This is a genomic window from Psychromonas hadalis ATCC BAA-638, from assembly GCF_000420245.1.
Taxonomy (GTDB): domain Bacteria; phylum Pseudomonadota; class Gammaproteobacteria; order Enterobacterales; family Psychromonadaceae; genus Psychromonas; species Psychromonas hadalis.
This window is the reverse complement of the sequence record NZ_ATUO01000036.1, coordinates 1-21,259: the sequence shown is the minus strand read 5'-3', so window position 1 is coordinate 21,259 and position 21,259 is coordinate 1. Positions and strand designations below refer to the sequence as shown.

The 21,259-nt window shown below is 39.1% G+C and carries 24 protein-coding genes and 1 riboswitch; of the genes, 6 read left to right on the top strand and 18 right to left on the bottom strand.

Annotated features, from left to right (window positions below; all coding sequences use genetic code 11):
- The first annotated feature begins 34 nt into the window (after positions 1-34).
- Positions 35-655, top strand: a complete 621-nt coding sequence (locus G322_RS0106505) for an AhpA/YtjB family protein (RefSeq protein WP_022941003.1) — start codon at positions 35-37, stop codon at positions 653-655.
- Between the two features lie 121 nt (positions 656-776).
- Here the strand turns inward: G322_RS0106505 and G322_RS0106500 are convergent, their stop codons facing one another.
- Positions 777-1,121 carry a 50S ribosome-binding protein YggL gene (locus G322_RS0106500; RefSeq protein ID WP_022941002.1) on the bottom strand — a complete coding sequence of 115 codons (345 nt, stop codon included), beginning with the start codon at positions 1,119-1,121 and terminating at the stop codon, positions 777-779.
- A gap of 211 nt (positions 1,122-1,332) precedes the next feature.
- Here G322_RS0106500 and G322_RS0106495 point away from each other — a divergent pair, with 211 nt between their 5' ends.
- Positions 1,333-2,283 (top strand): trypsin-like serine peptidase, encoded by a 951-nt coding sequence (locus G322_RS0106495; protein WP_022941001.1) that lies wholly within the window; start codon positions 1,333-1,335, stop codon positions 2,281-2,283.
- 9 nt (positions 2,284-2,292) lie between these two features.
- Here the strand turns inward: G322_RS0106495 and G322_RS0106490 are convergent, their stop codons facing one another.
- From G322_RS0106490 to moaA, 17 genes are all read right to left on the bottom strand, one after another.
- Complete coding sequence (locus G322_RS0106490) at positions 2,293-3,027, bottom strand: EAL domain-containing protein (protein WP_022941000.1); 735 nt, start codon at positions 3,025-3,027, stop codon at positions 2,293-2,295.
- Positions 3,028-3,134: 107 nt separating this feature from the next.
- The gene (modC, locus tag G322_RS0106485) at positions 3,135-4,205 is read right to left on the bottom strand and encodes a molybdenum ABC transporter ATP-binding protein (RefSeq protein WP_022940999.1); all 1,071 of its coding nucleotides are present in this window, start codon (positions 4,203-4,205) and stop codon (positions 3,135-3,137) included.
- Positions 4,198-4,884, bottom strand: coding sequence for a molybdate ABC transporter permease subunit (gene modB, locus G322_RS0106480; protein ID WP_022940998.1), 687 nt, complete (start codon positions 4,882-4,884; stop codon positions 4,198-4,200). The genes modC and modB overlap by 8 nt, the downstream gene beginning before the upstream one ends.
- Positions 4,885-4,887: 3 nt before the next feature.
- Positions 4,888-5,601: a molybdate ABC transporter substrate-binding protein gene (gene modA, locus G322_RS0106475; protein WP_022940997.1), complete on the bottom strand. Its 714-nt coding sequence runs from the start codon at positions 5,599-5,601 to the stop codon at positions 4,888-4,890.
- Positions 5,598-6,050: a molybdopterin synthase catalytic subunit MoaE gene (gene moaE / locus G322_RS0106470; RefSeq protein WP_022940996.1), complete on the bottom strand. Its 453-nt coding sequence runs from the start codon at positions 6,048-6,050 to the stop codon at positions 5,598-5,600. Before moaE ends, modA begins: the two co-directional genes overlap by 4 nt.
- A gap of 5 nt (positions 6,051-6,055) precedes the next feature.
- On the bottom strand, positions 6,056-6,304 hold the full coding sequence (moaD, locus tag G322_RS0106465; protein WP_022940995.1) for a molybdopterin converting factor subunit 1: 249 nt from the start codon (positions 6,302-6,304) through the stop codon (positions 6,056-6,058).
- A complete protein-coding gene (moaC, locus tag G322_RS0106460) occupies positions 6,301-6,789 on the bottom strand; it encodes a cyclic pyranopterin monophosphate synthase MoaC (RefSeq protein WP_022940994.1) in 489 nt (162 codons plus the stop codon). The genes moaD and moaC overlap by 4 nt, the downstream gene beginning before the upstream one ends.
- Before the next feature lie 160 nt (positions 6,790-6,949).
- The gene (gene moaB / locus G322_RS0106455) at positions 6,950-7,465 is read right to left on the bottom strand and encodes a molybdenum cofactor biosynthesis protein B (protein ID WP_022940993.1); all 516 of its coding nucleotides are present in this window, start codon (positions 7,463-7,465) and stop codon (positions 6,950-6,952) included.
- Positions 7,462-8,046, bottom strand: coding sequence for a molybdenum cofactor guanylyltransferase (locus tag G322_RS22200; RefSeq protein ID WP_051143736.1), 585 nt, complete (start codon positions 8,044-8,046; stop codon positions 7,462-7,464). The genes moaB and G322_RS22200 overlap by 4 nt, the downstream gene beginning before the upstream one ends.
- A 375-nt stretch (positions 8,047-8,421) precedes the next feature.
- Positions 8,422-8,997 (bottom strand): NapC/NirT family cytochrome c, encoded by a 576-nt coding sequence (locus G322_RS0106445; protein WP_022940991.1) that lies wholly within the window; start codon positions 8,995-8,997, stop codon positions 8,422-8,424.
- Between the two features lie 17 nt (positions 8,998-9,014).
- Positions 9,015-9,482: a nitrate reductase cytochrome c-type subunit gene (locus tag G322_RS0106440; protein WP_022940990.1), complete on the bottom strand. Its 468-nt coding sequence runs from the start codon at positions 9,480-9,482 to the stop codon at positions 9,015-9,017.
- Between the two features lie 13 nt (positions 9,483-9,495).
- Complete coding sequence (napH, locus tag G322_RS0106435) at positions 9,496-10,380, bottom strand: quinol dehydrogenase ferredoxin subunit NapH (RefSeq protein WP_022940989.1); 885 nt, start codon at positions 10,378-10,380, stop codon at positions 9,496-9,498.
- Complete coding sequence (gene napG, locus G322_RS0106430; protein WP_022940988.1) at positions 10,377-11,129, bottom strand: ferredoxin-type protein NapG; 753 nt, start codon at positions 11,127-11,129, stop codon at positions 10,377-10,379. Before napG ends, napH begins: the two co-directional genes overlap by 4 nt.
- 16 nt (positions 11,130-11,145) lie before the next feature.
- Entirely contained in the window at positions 11,146-13,641 is a 2,496-nt protein-coding gene (napA, locus tag G322_RS0106425) for a nitrate reductase catalytic subunit NapA (RefSeq protein WP_022940987.1), read from the bottom strand.
- Positions 13,642-13,756: 115 nt separating this feature from the next.
- Entirely contained in the window at positions 13,757-14,011 is a 255-nt protein-coding gene (locus G322_RS0106420; protein ID WP_022940986.1) for a chaperone NapD, read from the bottom strand.
- A gap of 2 nt (positions 14,012-14,013) precedes the next feature.
- Complete coding sequence (napF, locus tag G322_RS0106415) at positions 14,014-14,487, bottom strand: ferredoxin-type protein NapF (RefSeq protein WP_022940985.1); 474 nt, start codon at positions 14,485-14,487, stop codon at positions 14,014-14,016.
- 229 nt (positions 14,488-14,716) lie between these two features.
- Entirely contained in the window at positions 14,717-15,697 is a 981-nt protein-coding gene (moaA, locus tag G322_RS0106410; RefSeq protein WP_022940984.1) for a GTP 3',8-cyclase MoaA, read from the bottom strand.
- Positions 15,689-15,843, bottom strand: a riboswitch (molybdenum cofactor riboswitch). Its footprint overlaps the gene before it by 9 nt.
- On the opposite strand from moaA, the gene G322_RS0106405 reads away from it, so the two are divergent.
- The 4 genes from G322_RS0106405 to G322_RS0106390 all read left to right on the top strand — a co-directional run bounded on the left by G322_RS0106405 (position 15,839) and on the right by G322_RS0106390 (position 21,118).
- Positions 15,839-17,620 (top strand): histidine kinase, encoded by a 1,782-nt coding sequence (locus G322_RS0106405; protein ID WP_245542285.1) that lies wholly within the window; start codon positions 15,839-15,841, stop codon positions 17,618-17,620. Its footprint overlaps the riboswitch before it by 5 nt.
- Positions 17,613-18,248 carry a two-component system response regulator NarL gene (narL, locus tag G322_RS0106400; RefSeq protein WP_022940982.1) on the top strand — a complete coding sequence of 212 codons (636 nt, stop codon included), beginning with the start codon at positions 17,613-17,615 and terminating at the stop codon, positions 18,246-18,248. Before G322_RS0106405 ends, narL begins: the two co-directional genes overlap by 8 nt.
- 24 nt (positions 18,249-18,272) lie before the next feature.
- Positions 18,273-20,342 carry an ATP-dependent DNA helicase DinG gene (dinG, locus tag G322_RS0106395; RefSeq protein ID WP_022940981.1) on the top strand — a complete coding sequence of 690 codons (2,070 nt, stop codon included), beginning with the start codon at positions 18,273-18,275 and terminating at the stop codon, positions 20,340-20,342.
- Positions 20,339-21,118, top strand: coding sequence for a sulfite exporter TauE/SafE family protein (locus G322_RS0106390; protein WP_022940980.1), 780 nt, complete (start codon positions 20,339-20,341; stop codon positions 21,116-21,118). The genes dinG and G322_RS0106390 overlap by 4 nt, the downstream gene beginning before the upstream one ends.
- Positions 21,119-21,259: the final 141 nt, after the last annotated feature.

The following is a 21,259-nucleotide window of genomic DNA, read 5'->3' as shown; positions in this document are numbered from 1 at the left end:
TTTAACGATTACAAGCAATTCAAAGGAATAGTCGATGAATAAAAAAATGTATTACTGGTTACGATTTTTGCAAATTAGTGGCTTAATAACCGTCTCAATTATTATTATTTTTCAGTTAAATGAATTACGCATTACCTCTAATGAGGTGAGCCATCAGCAAACTGAAAAATTCTCTTATTCACTCACCAATTTAGCAGCAGCTGAAGCATCACGTTACCTCGCCCAGAAAAAGAGTAAAGATTTACAACTATTGATTAATGATCTCAGTAACGATCCGATGGTACGTGATGCCACCATTTACGATCACTTAGGTAAAATATTATATCAATCAAAAGAGCCTCTATTATTACCGATACTGCTCAAGATAAATGAATCATCAGGTGATGATATAAAAGGTATCATCCCCTATATTGCGGAATTATATAAAGAAGGAGAAAAAATAGGTTATATCAGGATATCACTCCAACAAGATCATATTTTACGCATTATTTTTGATTACCAAGCACAAAATTTAGAAACACTTATCTTGCTACTGTCGCTCTCATTTCTTGCGGGTGCTATTATTATGGCGCTTATTTTCAGAAAAGCGGAAGCATGGTACTACCGCCTAAATAAACTCATTCCAAATTTAATTTTAAGCAATAAAAAAGAGTGAACTGAAAAAAGCCAATATCAACGTGTTAACGATATTGGCTTTTTTTATAGCAATGGAATTAATGAAGCTTACAAGTATTGTACAGATGTCTTGCATTTCAGCCCCCAATTTTTATCTCAGTTTACACTCCGTAATACGCATCTGAAAGTGAAGCGACGTTACTCTCTGTAATGAAGTCACGCTCAGCTAACCATTGCTCAAACGCACTACGATCTTGCTCGGTTGCACTAACATAACGGCCATAACTACTGACATAGATAACAAAACTGTCTGATCCACCCGCCCCACCCAGAATAAGATGACGTGATTCAACAAAAGCGATAATATCTGAGAAGAAATTATCAAACGTTTTCTCATCTATATCTGTAAATTTAAATGAGACTTCAAAACCTAGTACAGTATATTCTTGCACATACAGTTTTTTATTAAGTCGGTTACTTCTTTTAACTTGATTGGTTGTTTTCATGAATTTTCCAAGATTATTTTAAATAATTATAAAGGGCATATAATACTCCTAAAAACGGTTTGATTTAAAGTAAATATTGTTTGTTTTACATCGTCTTACTCTAGAAAGGACGAAATAAAACAACCAACCTCACATTAAACAATAAAGTTAATTTCAATCACAAATAAAAACTGTTATTGGACTTTTGTGAGATAACACATATGCTTTTTATATGAATATTTATTTCAGTGCGATCTTATTAACATTGTTTTCATTGCCATCTTTTGCTGAAGAACGGGCTGAAAGTCGTATTATTGATTTTGAAAATAGCAATATTAACAGCGTACCATTTAAACATATGCTCACCAATACAGGCATTCTAGTCGAAGATGAAAATATCCATAAAAAGACCTTATTAGCCGATCTTATCCTCTCTATTTTTTATAAAAACCCCAAAAATAGAGCGCTCTGTGAAGATACCCCTTTTATCAAAGAGGTCGCCGTTGGCACTTGCAGTGGCGTACTGATTAAAGCAAACTTAATTGCCACTGCAGGCCACTGTGTGGATCAACAAATTTTCTCTAAAACATGGTTTTTTAACTATCAAAATGGCGATGACCTTGCTACTAAAAAAGGTTACAAAGTGCAACGTATTATTCTGCGTCATTTTGACCTTATCAAAAGTGGTTACTCTACTGAACGTAATCTCATTAATCGTCAGCGCCAGCAAATAGGTGTCGGCCCTCTACCACCCGATATGTTTGATTATTCAAATTATCGTGATATTGCACTGCTTGAATTAGAGACTGATGTTGAAGGGTATATCCCCTTTAATATTAATTTTAGCCCTTTTTCAGCAGGACGAAGGGCCATATCCGTGGGTTACCCACTGGGTTTATCATTAAAATTAAATTCAATAGGAACATTAAAAGAGATGGCAACAGCGCATTACATGACCACCAATATCGAAATACTAAAAGGAAACTCTGGTGGCCCCCTATTTGATTTTGAAACGGGTGATCTTATTGCCATTACCGTGAATCAAGGCTTTAATTCCGTTTTTGGTTTGCGAAAAGATAAGCGTTGTTATGGGTTTAAACCCTACTTAGGTAATGGGCGTGATGTTGCCCATTTGAGTGGTCACATGACACTTTCTCAAGTAAAGGAATTTATTTTTAACTGACAACTTCTCTTAACCTACATTTTTAAATAAATTTTTATATAAAAACCCCTGTACAAAATCAGCACCAATCATTTTTGCAAAACGTAAATCTTCCTCTGTTTCAACCCCCTCTAAAATTATTTTTTTACCTGTTTCATGCGCATAACCAATCATTGCATTGACCAAAGGCATAAACTTTTTATTATGCTGCTTACTGATCACATATTTATCGAGTTTTATGTAATCCACCATCTGCACCACCGAGGTGGATAACATAGATTGTGGATTAAACAGATCATCTATCGCAGTATTAATATTGTTTTTAGATAAATTATCAATCATTGAAAGGCTCATTATTGCATCACTTATTTCCGAATTTTCAATCAACTCTACAATAATATTGGCTTTATGATAATTTTTAAAAAGCTTAACAAAAGGGTTATCACTACCGAGTAGACCTGAAGCAGAATAGGAGTCTTGATCTAAATTAACAAAAATATCGGTGCTGTTTGGCGCATAAGAGAGTTGCAATTTTTTCTGTTCATACTCGACCTGAAAAAGGCTCAGTGGATTATCATGCAATGAAGCGTAAACAAAATCAGGACGAATTTTTTGTCCATCTGCGCTAAAAAAACGTGATAAACATTCGTAAGCAAAAACATCACCACCATTGGTTGCAATGATAGGCTGATATTCTACTCCGTAGCGCTTTGTTTCCATTAATTCAAGTAACTGCGGGGCATTTAAGTGCTGTGAGTGATTCATTATCTATTCCATGATTTATAAAACAGATAAATGTAATTGATAATCACTAACAAGTAAATATTGATAGAGCAAATATGACTAAAGATTTAATTTTCAGAAATTGTTATTTAAGATGTTTCACCAATGATGCTTACTGCTTTTATATAACTAAATACTGACAACCCTACTTTTAGTTTTAGTTGCAACAAAGACTTAACGGTGATTTTGGCAAGTAATTTTTGCTCACCAAGATTAAGCGTTAATAATATATGGCTTGCTGACAGATGCTCTATCTGTTCAATTGTAGTGGTTAGGCAATTTTGCAGTGAGCTATGGGGAAACTTTTCTGTGGCAATAATCACATCTTTACTTTCTATTTTTATTTGCAACGATGCTTCACCGATCATTTTATCAATGGTTAAAAAAATGGCTTGCCCATCAACCTCCCCCTGCAACATTGCATGCGATTCATCCCACGATAATTTTTCCACCGTTAATAATAAACCAGAATGAGCATGTTTTACTAAACTCAATGTTGAGTCCAAAAACAGTTGCTGAGGCTCACCAATTGCCTCTATTTTTCCATTATTAATTAATAACATATTAGAGGATAAATAAAATAACTCCTGCATCGAGTGAGTAATATATAAAATCGGAATCTGTTTGGCTAATTGCTTGATGAAAGGCAATAACAGTGCACGACTATGTTTATCAAGTGATGATAAAGGTTCATCCATAATAAGTAGTTGTGGTGCCGTTAATATTGCGCGTGCGATGGCGATACGTTGTTTTTGACCACCTGAGAGCTCTGCTACTTTTTTGTCTAGTAACATTTCAAAGTCGAGTAATGTAGCTAACGTTGCTATCGAATATAAGCTATTTTTATGCAACGCTAATTTAAGATTGCCTAACGCATCAAGGTGAGGAAACAGACGTGGCTCTTGAAATACCATCCCGATTGCGCGGTTTTCTGTTTTTACAAAGTGATGTTGATCTTGCCAAACTTGTCCATTAAATAAAACCTCTCCCATAAAGTCATTATCAAGACCAATTAAAGCACGCACTAAAGAGGTTTTACCCGCACCAGAATCACCGAAAATACCACAAATCCCTTGGGTTGATATTTGACCTACAAAATCAAATAAGCCCTGTTTTTTCAGATTAAATTTAAGTTGTGCTTTAAAGATAGATTTAGGCATTGTTTAGTCGCTTCTGGCGTTTTTGTAATACCCCGTAAATTAAGATAAGCAGTGTCATTGAGAAAGCAAGTAAGGAAAAGGACAGTAGATGCGCTTGCTCATATTGCAGTGTTTCCACATGATCAAACAAAGCAATAGAAAGTACCTGTGTTTCGCCAGGAATATTCCCTCCAATCATCAAAACCACCCCAAATTCACCGATGGTATGGGCAAACCCTAATGCGCCTGCAATAATAAAACTGGGTAGTGTCATGGGAAAGACCACTTTATAAAACGTTTTTGTTGGACTAAAACCTAATGTAGCAGCGACCTCTAAATAGTTTTTATCTAAATTTACAAAAGCACTTTGCAACGGTTGCACCACAAAGGGTAATGAATAGATGATAGAAGCAATTAATAAACCTGAAAAAGAGAAGGCTAAACCACTGCCGGTGAGTTGCATCCAGAATCCACCAAAATAGCTATCGGGCGAAAATGAAAGCAGTAAATAAAAACCTAAAACAGTGGGAGGCAATACCAGTGGCAGTGCCACTAAAGATTCAATAAAAGGTCTAAAGAACAGTTTACTGCGTGCTAACCACCATGCGAGTGGTGGTGAGATAATCAATAAAATCAGCGTGGTTAATCCCGCTAATTTAAAGGTCAGATAGATAGCACTAAGGTCAAACTCACTGAGCATATTTTATAAATACCCTTTACGACGAATTAGTTGCACAATTTTATCAGACTGTAAAAAATCAACAAACTTCTGTAGCGCTTCCCTGTTTTTATTTCTACTCAACATCACCCCTTGTTGCAATACTGGCTGGTAACTCTCTGTAGGCAATAGATAATAGTTTATTTTATTATTTTGCAATAACAATGAATGTGCGACGATCCCTGCAGCGATATTACCCGTATCGATAAACTGATAGGCTTGGGCAATATTATTACCTTTGATATAAGAGAATTTTCTCCATAGTTTTAAGCTTTGCAAAGCCTGCTTAGCAGCCAAACCATAAGGTGCCAATTTAGGGTTCGCAATAGCAACACGCCCTTTAAAATGAAGCAGGCTATTTTTATCAACTTGTTGCTTAGCCTTTGGTTGCCAGAATGCCAATGTACCCTGCGCATAAGTAAAACGAGAGTGGTTGATACCAAATTTTGATTGCTCAATTAGCTTAGCACGCTCACTATCAGCCGATAAAAACAGATCAAAGGGTGCACCATGTGTTATCTGATTATATAAAGTTCCCGTTGAACCACTAGAGATAAGAATTTTTTGATCGGACTGTAACGCATAAAGAGCTACGATTTCAGAAAGTGTCACTTTGAAATTACTGGCCACCGCTACTTTTAATGAGGCTTGTGCGGGCAGTATCGTTAGTAACAAACTAAAAATGACAAAACGGATCATACTTTATGCCACTTATTTAATGCACTTTGGTCACTTTCACGGGCATCAACCCAATAAGATTCACCTTGGCTGTTAGTCTCTTTTTTCCAAAAGGGTGCCTGTGTTTTTAAATAATCCATTATAAATTCACAAGCTGCAAACGCATCACCACGATGCAAACTTGCCACGCCCACAAAAACGATTTGATCCAGCAGTTGCAATTCACCAACACGATGAATCACCGTTGTATCGATAAGCGACCAACGAGATTGAGCTTGCTTTACAATATCAGCCAATGCTTTTTCGGTCATCGCAGGATAATGTTCTAACGTCAGCGCACTGATCTGCTCACCCTGATTGATATCGCGCACTAACCCCGTAAAAGTCACTACCGCACCGGTATGACTTGCTTGACGTAATCGGTCATATTCAATTTGTTGGTTAAAATTTTCACTTTGTACTTTAATCATTTAATTTAGCCACCTGTCACAGGCGGAAAAAACGCGACTTCATCACCACTGCTTAACGTCGCCGTTTTATTGCTGATAGTTTGGTTAATGGCCACCATCAAGCTCGCTGAAGCCAATGTTTTCTCCCAATGATTATCTTTGGCTTTTAAATTATTTAACAAAACCTGAACATTGGGGTTTTCATCACTGTTTACACTCAATTCAGAAACACCTAATTTATCGCGTAGTTGTGCAAAAAAAAGAACTTTAATCATAATAAACAATCCGCTTTAAAGTGCCCTGATTTACCGCCTGTTTTTTCAAGCAGTCTTACCTGTGAGATGATCATATCTTTCTGCACCGCTTTGCACATATCATAAATGGTTAACGCAGCCACGGAAGCGGCCGTTAATGCTTCCATTTCAACCCCTGTTTTACCAGAAAGTTTACACAAACTTTGAATACGCACACGATTAAATTCTGGCTCAGCCGTTAATTCAACCTCTACTTTAGTCAGCGCTAACGGGTGACACAATGGGATCAAGTCCGATGTTTTTTTAGCGGCCATAATACCCGCGAGTCTTGCCGTGGCAAACACATCCCCTTTATGATGGTTACCATCCATAATCAGTGCTAATGTTTCGCTCGACATCTCAATATATGCTTCAGCAATCGCTTGACGTTGTGTCACTGCTTTGTCTGTGACATCAACCATATTAGCTTTGCCATCTTGGTTGATGTGGGTAAATTTATTTTTCATGATGAACCTTTTTTTGCGATATAACGTCAATACTAACTAAAACCTGTTTGATGAATTCAGTCTAAGCTAGATTGTTAAATTCAAGGCGAAAGCGCGGAGCTTGGTGTGCCAAGTGAGCACTTTCAACGCAGAAGTTAGCAATCTAGCAACGACTGAAACATTAAACACCGATGTGTGGCATAAAATTACATGGACTATGAGTCGAATTCATCTGCTCTTTAATAATTTTTGTCCATGCTGTTTTACATGCACCTGTTGAACCCGGCATACAGAAGATCACGGTTTTATTAGCAAAACCTGCAATAGCACGACTTTGAATAGTTGATGAACCAATCTCTTGATAAGAAACATGGCGAAACAACTCGCCAAACCCTTCAATCTGTTTATCAAATAACACAGAAACCGCTTCTGGGGTGGTATCTCGCGAAGTAAAACCCGTGCCACCCGTAATTAATATCGCGTCAATATTTTCATCGGCAATCCACTGAGAAACGATTGCACGAATTTTGTAAGGGCAATCAATAACAATTTTTTTATCCGCTAATTGATGCCCAGCTTCAACTAAGCTATCTGCTAAATATTGACCCGATGTATCGGTGGCTTCATTACGCGTATCTGATACCGTTAATACTGCCATTTTTGCAGGTTTGAACATTTTAACACTAAGATGACTCATTGTTTTTCCTTTAAGGCTTGATAAGTTTGCAAACAATCTGCCCACTGTTCAGGGGTATTGCTATTTTGAAAACGAAAACACGTCTCTATTTGATAGTTAATGGGTTGTAGTTTAACTGTTTTTAATAAACGATACAGCGAACGTTGTTTATTATTAGAAGAACTTAAAACCTCTGCTAAATAGTTTTTAAGCAACACCGTTAGTGGCAAAATCATAGGAAAGGTCGCGTGCTCATAAAATACACCTTGAGGGTGGTTTTTAAACTGCTCTAATAACCATTTACACTGCTCATTTCCAAGCAGAGGCATGTCAACAGGGACAATAAACAGCGCGTCATACTCGATGAATAATTGTTCCACGCACGCATGTAAACCGCCAATTGGGCCTAATGCGACTTGATGATCTTCAATGCAATCAAAACCGACATAAGCGCCACTGACAAAAACATGGCTCAGATCTAATGTTCCAAGTAATGTAACCGCTCGCTGAAGCAAGGTTTTCTCAGCCATCATGAGTTGTGCTTTATCTTGCCCCATGCGAGATGACAAACCGCCCGCTAAAACAATACCTGCTATTTTCAAAACATTTCTCTTCATAATAAATAAAAAAGGGGCTAATGCCCCTTTTATTTAATTTGATCATACATCGCTATTCATCACCGTAATATTAAACGTTTTTATACAATAGACAGTAAATGCTCAGGGCTAAGCCATTTATGCTTAGGAATCGTTACAAAATAACTTGCGATAAATTGTTTCCAAAAAGCCCTAAATGACTGGCTATTTTAAAAAAAATCGCAAGTAATGTTGAAGCCAATCCTTAGTTCAAGGCGAAAATGTGCAGTTTAGTGGTTTAAATGAGCATTTTCAACACAGTTATCAACAGATAACTGAAGTTTTAACTTGAACAAACCTTAAATGGCAACGGCCTGAGTAATTACGATAATACAGGCTACTTTACCAGCCTTCAATACCTTCCATATTTGGAAGTTGATGTGCAATCCCTTTGTGACAATCCACACAGGTTTTTTCACCCGAAGCCAGTGCGGTAGAGTGCTGTTTAACACTACGTGCGCCCTGCTCACTGAAATCCATGAAATCAAACTCATGACAATTACGACACTCTGCCGAATCATTCTCTTTCATACGATGCCACTCACGATTAGCAAGATAACCTCGACGCGCTTCAAATTTTTCTTGCGTGCCAATGGTGCCCATTGCAAAAGCCACTAACTCTTTAGAGGCTTGCACTTTACGGATGATTTTATCTGTCCAGTTATGTGGAACATGACAATCACTACAGATAGCACGTACACCAGAACGATTTGAATAATGAATCGTCTCTCTGATCTCTTTTACGATAGGTGCATGACAGCCAGCACAAAACTCTTCCGAGTTAGTCGCTTCCATGCCCATATTGAAACCACCCCAAAAGATGATCCCGCCCGTAAAACCAAGGATCAAAATAAAACCCATTGCAGCTGATGAGGGAGATTTCATAATCACCCATAAACGTTTTAATAAATTTAGCATAACTGATGACCCTTAACTTATCGTAACGAATCAACTGGTAGGAAAGTATTTTCCACCAGTGGTTTCGCATCGGCTTGCGTTACATGACACTGCAAACAGAAGTAACGGCGTGGCGATACATCTGACAATGTTGTACCATCACGTGTTTCATAGTGCGTTACGCTGATTTTTGTCGCGCCCATCTCACCTGCATTTTTAAAGCTATGACATGATAAACATTTGTTTGCATTTAAATTCACCTGGTAACCACGTGTAGTATGTGGCACTAAAGGTGGTTGTTGTACATAATTTCGATCAATCGGTTGTACATCTCTTGGTACACGTTTTAACGGTTCAGATTTATTAGTCGTTGATATCTCTACCAGCCCACGCAACGACCCAACACCCCCATTATTTGACAATAACTCATCGGCATCATCACTCCATACAGGTGCTGCGGTTAATGCGATCATCCCTGCTACAATCATTGTTAGCAATTTTTTCATTTTATTCTCCACCTTATTTTTCGACCTGCTTTACGTTGCTTTTAAAGCCACTTAAAACAGTTGTAATTACAAAAACATCTTCGGCACAAACATCGATACAACGTCCACAATTTGTACAATTCATATCGCTGACTAACGTACCCATATTCTTTTTTTGTCCATGAACAGGCCCTTTTAAAATGGCAGGCTCAGGACAAACATCAAAACAATCTAAGCAGTCCGTACATTGTTCACGGTTTACTGCATCTACTTTTATAAAACCTACTTTGTTGACTAACGCATAAAAAGCACCCACTGGGCATAAGTGACCACACCATCCATTTTCAACAGCAAGTAGGTCAAACAGAAATATCATTAAAAATAGTCCCCATCCCAACCCCATACCAAAAAACAGACCACGGTGAAATGCTGACACAGGATTCACTAGCTCCCATGTCATCACACCAGTAAACAGTGGCAGGATCATCACCATCGCAAGTATCCAATAACGCCACTGTGGGTTTATCACTTTCTCTTTACGCAGTTTCAGTTGTCGTCTGCACCAAGCGGCGGCATCTGTTATTAAATTAACAGGGCAAACCCAAGAGCAGAAAACACGTCCACCAACAACAATATAAAAAAGCAGTACAATTCCCGCCCCTAAAAAGGCTTCAAAAATAGGTAAATGACCCGCGGTCATACTCTGCATTAAAACAAATGGGTCGGTAAATGGGATCACATCCAGTAATAAGCTGGAACTTAAATTACCTTTTAAGATCCAGATACCCGCCCATGGACCGAGTAAAAAAAGAGTCAGTATTAAACCTTGTGACAAACGGCGAAGCAGTAAAAAACAGTTAGCTAATAACCAGCCTTTTTTTGCTATCGCTTCACTGCCTAGTGAGTGTGAATTTTTCATTTCAACACCTCTGGCACTCTATCTGGCAAATCTAATACCGGATCAATCAATGATCCTCCTGCTTTCTCTTTCTCTTTCCATCCCCAACGATAATGTGCGCCCAATTCGCCTTTGGCGATCGTTCTAGGCAACACTTTAATCGCGGTTTCTTCTAATACACAAGACTCTTCACATTTACCACACCCCGTACACGTATCAGAGTGCACGGTTGGAATAAAGACCGCATGATGACCTGTTCTGGTATTACGATGCACCTCAAGGGTGATCGCTTTATCAATCGCAGGGCAAACTCGGTAACAAACATCACAACGAAGACCTTGAAAATTAAGACAATTTTCTTGGTCAATCAATACAGCCAGCCCCATTCTTGCATCATCAATATTCTCAAGTGCAGGATCAAGCGCCCCTGTTGGGCAAGCGACTTTACAAGGAATATCTTCACACATCTCACAGGGATCAGTGCGTGCAATAAAATAGGGCGTACCTGTTGGTATCGGCTGAAACAGTCTTCCTAATTTCAAAATATCATAGGGGCAAGCTTCAACACATAAACCACAACGTACACAGGCAGACTGAAAATCAGACTCTGCCAATGCACCTGGTGGGCGTAGCATTTGTGGGTTAAAAGATTGGCTTTGATTTGAATACCCCGCCAATCCGAGTCCCATAAATCCAACGCCACACGCACCTTTACTTGCATCAACAAGAAATTGGCGACGTGTCTTTTTGCGTTGCAAAAGCTTAACCATTATTTATCAGTTACCTTTATGCTTTTTTAGTTATTTTAACGGCACACTTTTTGTAGTCCGTCTCTTTTGAAAGCGGATCTGTTGCATCAAGTGTGATCTTATTAACCAGCTGTTTTGCATCAAACCAAGGCATAAATACCAGCCCTTTTGGTGGACGGTTACGACCACGAGTTTCAACACGAGAGGTTAACTCACCGCGACGTGATGCCAGAATGATTTCATCACCACGACGCAAACCACGAGATTTCGCATCATCAGGGTGCATAAATACCACCGCATCAGGGAAAGCACGATATAACTCTGGCACACGACGTGTCATTGAACCAGAATGCCAATGTTCAAGAACACGACCGGTGCTTAGCCATAGGTCATACTCTTCATCTGGCGATTCTGCAGGTGGCTCGTAAGGCAGTGCAAAGATAACTGCTTTTTTATCTTTTTTACCATAGAACTGCACTTCAGAGCCTTTTTCGACGTATGGGTCATAGCCTTCACGAAAACGCCATAGTGTCTCTTTGCCATCAACCACAGGCCAACGCAAGCCACGTGCTTTATGGTATTGATCAAAAGGTGCTAAATCATGACCATGTCCACGACCAAAGGTTGCATACTCTTCAAACAGCCCTTTTTGTACATAGAAACCAAAGTGATGTGCTTCATCATTGAGTTTATCATCACGCACTTCATCCATGCCAAAGGCATCAACTTGACCGTTGCGATAAAGCACGTCAAACATTGTTTTGCCTTTCAGCTCAGGCATTTTATCGATTAAATCAGCTGGCCAAACCTCTTCGATTTTGAAGCGTTTAGCAAACTCCATCATTTGCCATAAATCAGATTTTGCACCTTTTGGTGCTTCAACTTGCTGATACCAGAACTGCGTACGGCGCTCTGCATTACCATAAGCCCCCTCTTTCTCTACCCACATTGCGGTTGGTAAAATAAGGTCGGCCATCTGTGCGGTTACTGTTGGGTATGGGTCTGAAACAACAATAAAGTTATCTGGATTACGGTAACCCGGAATGATCTCTTCATTGATATTAGCGCCCGCTTGTACGTTGTTATTACACATAACCCAGTAAGCATTTAGCTTACTGTCTTTCAGCATGCGGTTTTGCAATACTGCGTGATAACCTGGTTTTGGCGGAATAGTTCCTTCAGGCAACTTCCAAATTTTCTCGGTGATGGCGCGATGCTTCGGATTTTTAACCACTAAATCAGCAGGCAGACGATGTGAGAAGGTACCCACTTCACGCGCTGTACCACACGCTGACGGTTGACCTGTTAGTGAAAATGGACCCGAGCCAGGCTTAGAGATTTTACCGGTTAATAGATGTACATTGTACATCAAGTTATTTGCCCAAACACCACGAGTATGTTGGTTGAAACCCATTGTCCAATATGACGTTACTTTAATGTTTGGATCCGCATAAATTTTAGCAAGTTTAATCAGTTTATCAGCGGGTACGCCCGACATTTTCACAGCGTATTCAACATCAAACTCAGAAACATATTCAGCATACTCTTCAAAACTCATGGGTGTTGATGCACCTGAGTCTGGGTTTTTAGCCGCTTTTTGCAAAGGATGCTCTGGACGAAGTCCATAACCAATATCGGTGACACCTTTACGGAAGTTTGTGTGTTTTTTAATGAAATCTTTATCGACAGCATCGTTTTGAATGATATAGTTGGCAATAAAGTTTAAGATGGCAAGATCAGATTGAGGCGTGAAAATCATGCCGTTATCTGCCAGTTCAAATGAACGATGTGTAAAAGTAGAAAGCACATGCACGCTTACATCTGGGTTACTTAAACGTCTGTCTGTTAAACGAGACCAAAGAATAGGGTGCATCTCTGCCATGTTTGATCCCCATAATACGAACGCATCCGCATTTTCAAGATCATCATAACAACCCATCGGCTCATCAATACCAAAGGTACGCATGAAACCACCTACGGCAGACGCCATACAGTGACGGGCGTTGCAATCAAGGTTATTGGTACGGAAACCCGCTTTCATCAGTTTTGTTGCGGCATAGCCCTCCCAAACAGTCCATTGACCCGATCCGAACATACCGACCGCAGTTGGGCCTTTCTCTTTAAGTGTTTTCTTGAACTTATCGGCCATTACATCAAATGCAACATCCCAAGAAACAGGGGCAAAGTCACCCTCTTTATCATACACACCATTTTTTTGGCGTAATAAAGGCGCTGTCAAACGATCTTTACCGTACATGATTTTTGAGAGGAAATAACCTTTAATACAGTTAAGACCTTTGTTAACGGGCGCATCAGGATCACCCTGCGTTGCCACCACTTTGCCGTCTTGTGTTCCCACAAGTACACTACAACCGGTACCACAAAAACGACAGGGGGCTTTATCCCATTTTATTTTGCTTGCATCCTTGCTGGCAATCAGATTGCTAGCGGAAGCCGGTAATGTTATGCCCGCGACAACAGCTGCAGATGCGACCGCCTGTGCTTTCATAAATTCACGTCTGGTAAATTTCATGTTACTTCCTCACTCTTTTTTGAACTGCTATAAAATTTTTGGTTAGATTTCTTTAGGTGCCATTTGGCATCCATCATAATGATTATAAATATTCTGGGCTAAGCGCTCTGAGCATTTACACTTCTTGTTTTTCAAACTCGTGATACACAAGGCCAACATTAATCACGCCATCAATGGCATTAATGCTATCAATCACTTCCATAATAACGCGCTGATTAGGAGCTTCTAGCACCACAATCGCTTTACCCTGCTCAGAGATAGTGATCACCTCCGCCCCAGTCAGCAAATTAATACTAGCGCGGATATTATCAGCTTTATTTTTATTCACATGTACAATCAAACTTGATACATGTAGCTCTTCAACGGTCATTTTTATTCCTTTATCTCAATCGCTTTGGTTGGACAAGGCGCAACACACGCCCCGCACCCATTACATAATTCATTGTCTATTTTTGGTACTGCACTTAACCCAAGTTGAAAGGTTAACGCTTGCGCCTCACAACTTTCCGCACAACTACGACAATAGATGTTTTCATTCGCCAAACAAGTTTGATTAATAAATGCTTTTTTTAACCAAGGTTGTTCGGTGGTTGCAGTAAATATAGGCTCATTACAAATTTCTGCACACTGCCCACAAAAATCACATTCGCCTAAATCAAAGTTGATGTTTGGAAAGCCACCATCCCCTTTGATAATGATTTTTTCAGGGCAAACCGCTAGACAATCACCACACTGCGTACAATTATCTAAAAAAGTTTGCGCACTAATAACCCAAGGTAATAAATTATCGGTACTCACTGTTTTTCGGGCTTTAAATAAGCCCCTTTTATTGGCATCAAACTGCACACTATAACCTTAAATGATTTGTTGTTATTCAAAGGTTAACAACGTTATTATTTTGTAACAAATGATAACAAGTTGTTTTGCGGAGATCTGTTAAAGGTGGGGTTGAATTGATACATATCAAAAGTTAGTTTACAGAGTGAGATTTACCCCACAAAAACAAAGGTTACTGTGGAGTTTCTTTTATCAATCAACTACTCACAAAGGGATAGCAAGTAGTTGTCAGGAATCTTTAACCACCAATAGAGGCTAAATGCGGTGTAACTCCTGTGTTGCCAGATTGTAAATGATGACTCTCTTTTTTATCCTCCAACGCCAATAAAATACGCGTTTTTAATGCCTCTTTTTGAGATGCTTCTGCTAAAAGATCACGCAGGTCAACGCCCTCTTCTCCAAACAGACAAAGGTGTAATTTCCCTATTGAAGAAACCCGTAAACGATTACAGCTTTTACAAAAATCTTTACTGTAAGGCATGATAAGCCCCACTTCACCTTGATAGTCAGGGTGACTAAAAATTTGCGCGGGGCCATCGTGACTTAATGGCACTTGTTGTGTCCAGCCTTCTGCTAATAACTTCTCTTTGATCCACATACCTGATAGGTGATGCTTATCAAAAAAAGTTTCATTATCGCCCGTTTGCATCAACTCAATAAAACGTAATTGAATTGGTTGTGTTTTTATCCAATCAATATATAGGGCTAAATCTTGGTCATTTAAGCCTTTCATTAAAACAGAGTTGATTTTCACCTGTTTATAACCGGCGGCAACACAAGCAGACACACCATCCATTACCTTTTGAAAAATATTTTTTCCGGTAATTAAATGAAAGGTTTTAGCATCTAAACTGTCAACACTGACATTAATGGCATCAAGTCCTGCATCAAACCATTGTTGTGCATTTTTCTGCAAACTATAACCATTAGTCGTGGTCGCGACTTTTCGAATCCCTTTCACCAATGAAACGGATTTAATAATATCAGAAAAATCTTTACGTAAACTAGGCTCCCCCCCAGTAATACGCACCTTTTTAGTGCCTAATTCTGCAAAAGCAGTAACAAGGTGATTAATCTCTTGATGTGATAAAAATTCATTTTCATGGCTACGCTGGTAACCATCGGGTAAACAATAATTGCACTTAAAATTGCATTCATCGGTTATCGACAGGCGCAAGTATTCAAACTTGCGATTGAAGTTATCTGTAAGTTGTTGCATTGTTTAGTTCCTTTCCAAACACGGGAGGCAAAACAGTTTCCTATTTTACCTTTCTTAACACTTATGAATAGTTAAGCGGCTTAATTCACATATTATTCTATTTTTAGAAAAACTTAGTGAGTTTGAGCTCGGAGCTGTATTGTGAATGTAGCTAATATGTTACATTCTAGTTATGTTTCTTATTCTCTAATAGCTATGAAAATTAATCTACCTTTTCACTCGCACTCTGTCGTAAAAGTGATCACAAACGCCTGTTTATTGATTCTTATCATATCGGCTGTTCATATTATAAGCGTTTTTGCGACTTTCGACAGTCATATTGCCAATATGAAGATCATTGACAGACTCACGGCACTAAAAATATCCACCAGCGAACTTATCTCTGCATCACATTACCATCCACAAGATATGTCTTTGATCATGTTACGGGTAGAAAAAAAGTTACCCGTAGACCTTCTGTTTGAAAGCTCTTGGTTTAATACCCATAACATTAATGAAATAGGTCAAGCATTAACACGACAGTGGCAAACAATACAAAAAAATATAGATGCGCAAAATTTCAACCAAGCTGAGCAATTGTTACATCCTTTTGCATTATCACTTGATGCAATCGTCAAACAGTACCAAATACTTGCCACTAAAAAAATGCACCTCGTACATATTGCCGAACTCATTAGTTTTTTTATTATCATGCTGATTGGTATTACTCTCTACTTTTACTCTAAAAAACAGATCGTACTCCCCATAAAACAGCTCGTTGAAAATGTAAAAGCAATTAAAGCGCGTAATTTTGATCTGATATTTCCAGAAGCAAACAATGAGATAGGGATTTTATCACAGGGCATTAAAGATACATCTAATGAACTACATCATTTAATTGCTAACATGCAGACACAGGTTTCAGAACAAACCATTGCACTTGAGAAAGCACACCAAACAATCGCGTTTTTATATTCTATATCACAACAATTAAGCACCGTGAAATTAACCTCACCGATTCTCTATAGCGCACTAAATGCACTTGCCAAACAAGCGGATCTGAAAAAACTATGCTTAGAACTTAACAATGGCACGTTTATCAATAGTGAAAATGGTTGTGCTGCGAACAATAAAAATATGTTACGACTGCCTATTATCATTAATGGTAAACCTTACGGCTTCTTAAATTACGCTTTTATTGAGGGCTCACAGGAGCAACACGCATTAATAGACAGTTTTGCAGGTTTAGTTGCACGTGCACTCTATCAAGATGAATATAGTTTGCAGGAGCAGAAAATATTATTAATGGAAGAACGTGGCATTATTGCCCGTGAACTGCATGACTCTATCGCGCAATCACTCTCTTTTTTAAAAATTCAGTGCACCCTACTACACCGCCAAGTCGATAGCTCTCAGCAAGTTGAAGCACAACAAACCATTAGCAATATCAAAGAGGCGGTTTCTGATGCTTATATTCAACTGCGCTCTCTGCTTTCTACATTCCGCTTAACAGTGACAGAATCTAATTTTAAAGAAGCGATGTTAACCATGATAAAAACATTGCAAAAACAGACCACCGCAACGATCTCCATCAAACAGTTTGAAACACACTTTTATACCGATGCCAGCCAACATATTCATCTCTTACAAATAGTGCGAGAAGCGATCATTAATGCGATAAAGCATGCACAATGTGAGCATATCAGTATCTCCTGCATTATTACCGATCAGCATAAGGTATGGATCAGTATTCTTGATGATGGTTTAGGAATAGATGATAATAGCGACAAAATTAACCACTATGGATTCTCTATCATGAAACAGCGCGCGGATGAACTCGGTGCAACACTTTCATTTAATCACTTAAGCAAGGGAACGGAAGTTAAGCTGATTTTTCCATACAAAAAAAGAGCAATACTTAATCAAGGAACTGAAAATGTCTAATGTAACACGTATTATGATTGTTGATGATCACCCACTCATGCGCAAAGGGATCCAACAACTATTAGCAATTGAGCCAAGCTTTTTTGTTGTTGCAGAAGCAACCAATGGTATCGAAGCGGTCAGTTACGCTAAAAAAGTGTACCCAGATCTTATCTTACTTGATTACAATATGCAGGGCATATCTGGACTCGAAACACTAAAAGCACTCAAAAAAGATAACTGCCTCGCTAAAATCATCATCTTAACAGTGAGTGATAATAAACAAGATGTGATTGCGATGATCAATCAAGGTGCAGATGGTTATCTGTTAAAAGACTCAGAGCCTGAAGAGTTATTAGCCAACATCATCAAAGTATTAGCGGGCCAACAAGTAGTCACAGAAAAACTGACTGCGTTTTTAAATGAGCTTGATCAAGAGGATAATATTCGCGAAAAACTGGCCAATTTAACTAAGCGTGAGCAGCAAATCATGCAAGAAGTAGCGAAAGGATTAAGCAATAAAGAGATATCAGAGAGTTTACATATCTCTGAAGGTACGGTAAAAGTACATGTGAAAAGCTTATTAAAAAAATTGGCGATAAAATCACGTGTTGAAGCGGCGGTTTTATACCTACAACAACCCAAATAACATCTATTAAACAGTTCGGAATTTATGCTTTCAGACACCGTTAAAAAACAGATCCGCCATGGCTACGATAAACTCACGCAAGCATTGCCTAATTTTGCCAAGCGTAAAGCACAAAATTACCTTGTTGCCGAAATCGCAAAGGTGCTTGCGGGCGAGTATGACAAATCACGACGCATACTGGTAGCAGAAGCGGGAACGGGCATTGGAAAATCATTAGCTTATATTTTAGCGGCCCTGCCCGTTGCACAAGCTAACAATAAAAAATTGATTATCTCTAGCGCAACTATCACCTTGCAAGAGCAACTCATCAATAAAGATCTGCCTTTTTTCCTGCGTCACAGTGATTATAAATTTAGCTTTACCCTTGCCAAAGGCCGCCAACGTTATTGCTGTGAACAAAAACTGTTAGCAACACAAGAGAGCAGTGAACAAGAGCAAGCGCTGTTATTTGATGAGCGTCCCAAAGCAGGTGACAAAGCATTGCTCAAACGTTTAAGCGATGCTTACCTTGCAGGAAAATGGAAGGGAGACAGAGACAGTTGGCCAACACCCATTGCTAATCGAATTTGGCAACATATTGTTTCTGATAAGTTTAGTTGTAAACGTGCACTGGCAAATCATCGTCAATGCCCTTTCCATCGTGCTCGTGACGATATTAATAAATCAGATATCATTGTGGTTAATCATGCGCTGTTATTGGCTGATCTTGAACTCGGTGGCGGTATTATTTTACCCGCACCTGAACACTGTTTTTATATATTAGATGAAGCGCATCATCTGCCTAAAATATCGCGTGACTTTGCCAGTGCATCAACAAATATAAAAGCATCACAAGAGTGGTTAAAAAAATTAAAACCACTTAATCAACACATTTCGAAAAACATCCACAAACAGACCACCATCACCCCTTGTTTGAACCTGCTCGAAAGTGGTATTGAATTAGAGGCAGAACTGAAAAAAATTGAACATTTTTTCCGTGATAATGCCCAGCTATTAGGTGAAAAATCACAACATCGGTTTCAGCTTGGTGAGTTACCCGACACACTGATCAATATCATGAACGATGTTGAATTTTCCAGTAAAAAAGGGCTAAAAGCACTCAATAAGCTCTCCTCCATTATTGATGACGCAATTCAAGATGATGATATCAAACTACGGGTAGCAGAGCCTTTATTGATTGAAACAGGGCTTTTTTTACAACGTTTTGAAAACCTCAACAGCTTAAGTAAAATGTTAATCAAAGAGCGATCAGAAAAATTTGCCCCCATGGCAGCATGGGCTGACAGTGAAAATGGTGAACTCAGTTTACACGCTTCCCCCATTGAGGTTGGCGGGTTACTCGAATACATGCTTTGGTCACAAGCAGCCGGGGTGATTATTTGCTCAGCAACACTTACCTCAATGAACAGCTTTGATTATTTCAAACGTCAAAGTGGTTTGCGCAGTGACGATGGCACACAATATTTACGCCTAAAATCCCCCTTTGATTATCCCGCCATTGCGCTTATTATTGCAGACATGGTGAATGAACCAACACACGCAGATTTTGACAATGAGCTGGCGGATAAGGTCGATCACTTTATTGAGGACAAACAAGCTAACTTGGTGCTGTTTGCTTCCTATTGGCAAATGAACCTCGTTGCCGATAAACTGGCTAAAAAATATGGACAAGCCTTACTGGTACAAGGGGTACTTTCACGCAGTCAGCTGATTATCGACCATAAACAGCGTTGTGATAAAGGACTTACCTCTATTTTGTTTGGCACAGGCAGTTTATCCGAGGGGTTAGACTTGCCCGGTCACTATTTGACCAACCTCATTATCACCAAATTGCCCTTTGCTGTGCCTAACTCTCCTGTAGAGGAAGCACATTCAGAATGGATCACTGCACAAGGTGGTAATCCATTTATGCAACTGGCCATTCCAGAGACCAGTAAAAAACTGATCCAATCTTGTGGTCGATTAATTCGTCAAGAGCAAGACAAAGGTAGAATTGTTATTTTAGATAAACGAGTAAAAACAAAACGTTATGGCAAAGGACTGTTAGACGCATTGCCCCCTTTTAACATCCAATTTGAGCAAAATAATAGATGACTGAATTACTTCTTGATCCCAGCAGCTGGGCTTTATTACTTATAATAGGTTTACTGGCCGGTTTTATCGATGCCATTGTCGGCGGTGGAGGCATGTTAACCGTGCCTGCGCTACTTAGTTTAGGTTTGCCGCCTCATCTCACATTAGGCACCAATAAATTATCAGCTTGCTTTGGGTCGGCCACCGCTTCTTATACTTACTTTAAGAAACAACTTTTTAACCCCCAATTTTGGAAACAAAGTCTCTATAGCACCTTTCTCGGCGCATTCATTGGTACAGTGATTATTAACTTTATCAGCACTGACTGGTTAGATAAACTGTTACCAGCTATTATCATACTGGTGGCGCTTTATACGCTGTTTAACCGCATGAAAGAGAGTGACACAGAGCAACTTCCAGCGCAAAATCGTAGCCTTAGACTAAAACAACAACTTCAAGGTTTCTTACTGGGTTTTTACGATGGCGCATTAGGCCCGGGTACAGGCGCATTTTGGGTTATCTCAACAATGCGTTTATATAAACTCAATATTTTACTTGCAAGTGGCATCGCCAAATCGATGAATTTCGTCAGCAATTTAACGTCATTGCTCGTATTTATCTACTTTGGCCAAGTAGATTGGATAATTGGTTTAATTATGGGTAGCAGTTTAATGTTAGGCGCTTATATCGGTGCACATTCCGCCATCCATTTTGGCGCAAAATTTATTAGACCTGTTTTTATTTTGATTGTCATGATCATGGCACTTAACCTCGGCTATAACGCATGGCTCAGTTAAACTTTACAACTCAAAATAGGTACAATATTGTTACCATCATGGCACAGCACTTTAATTCAGGTTATAACGCATGGCTCAGTTAAGCTTTAACGTCAACTTTACAACTCAAAATAGGTACCATATTGCTATCATCATGGCACT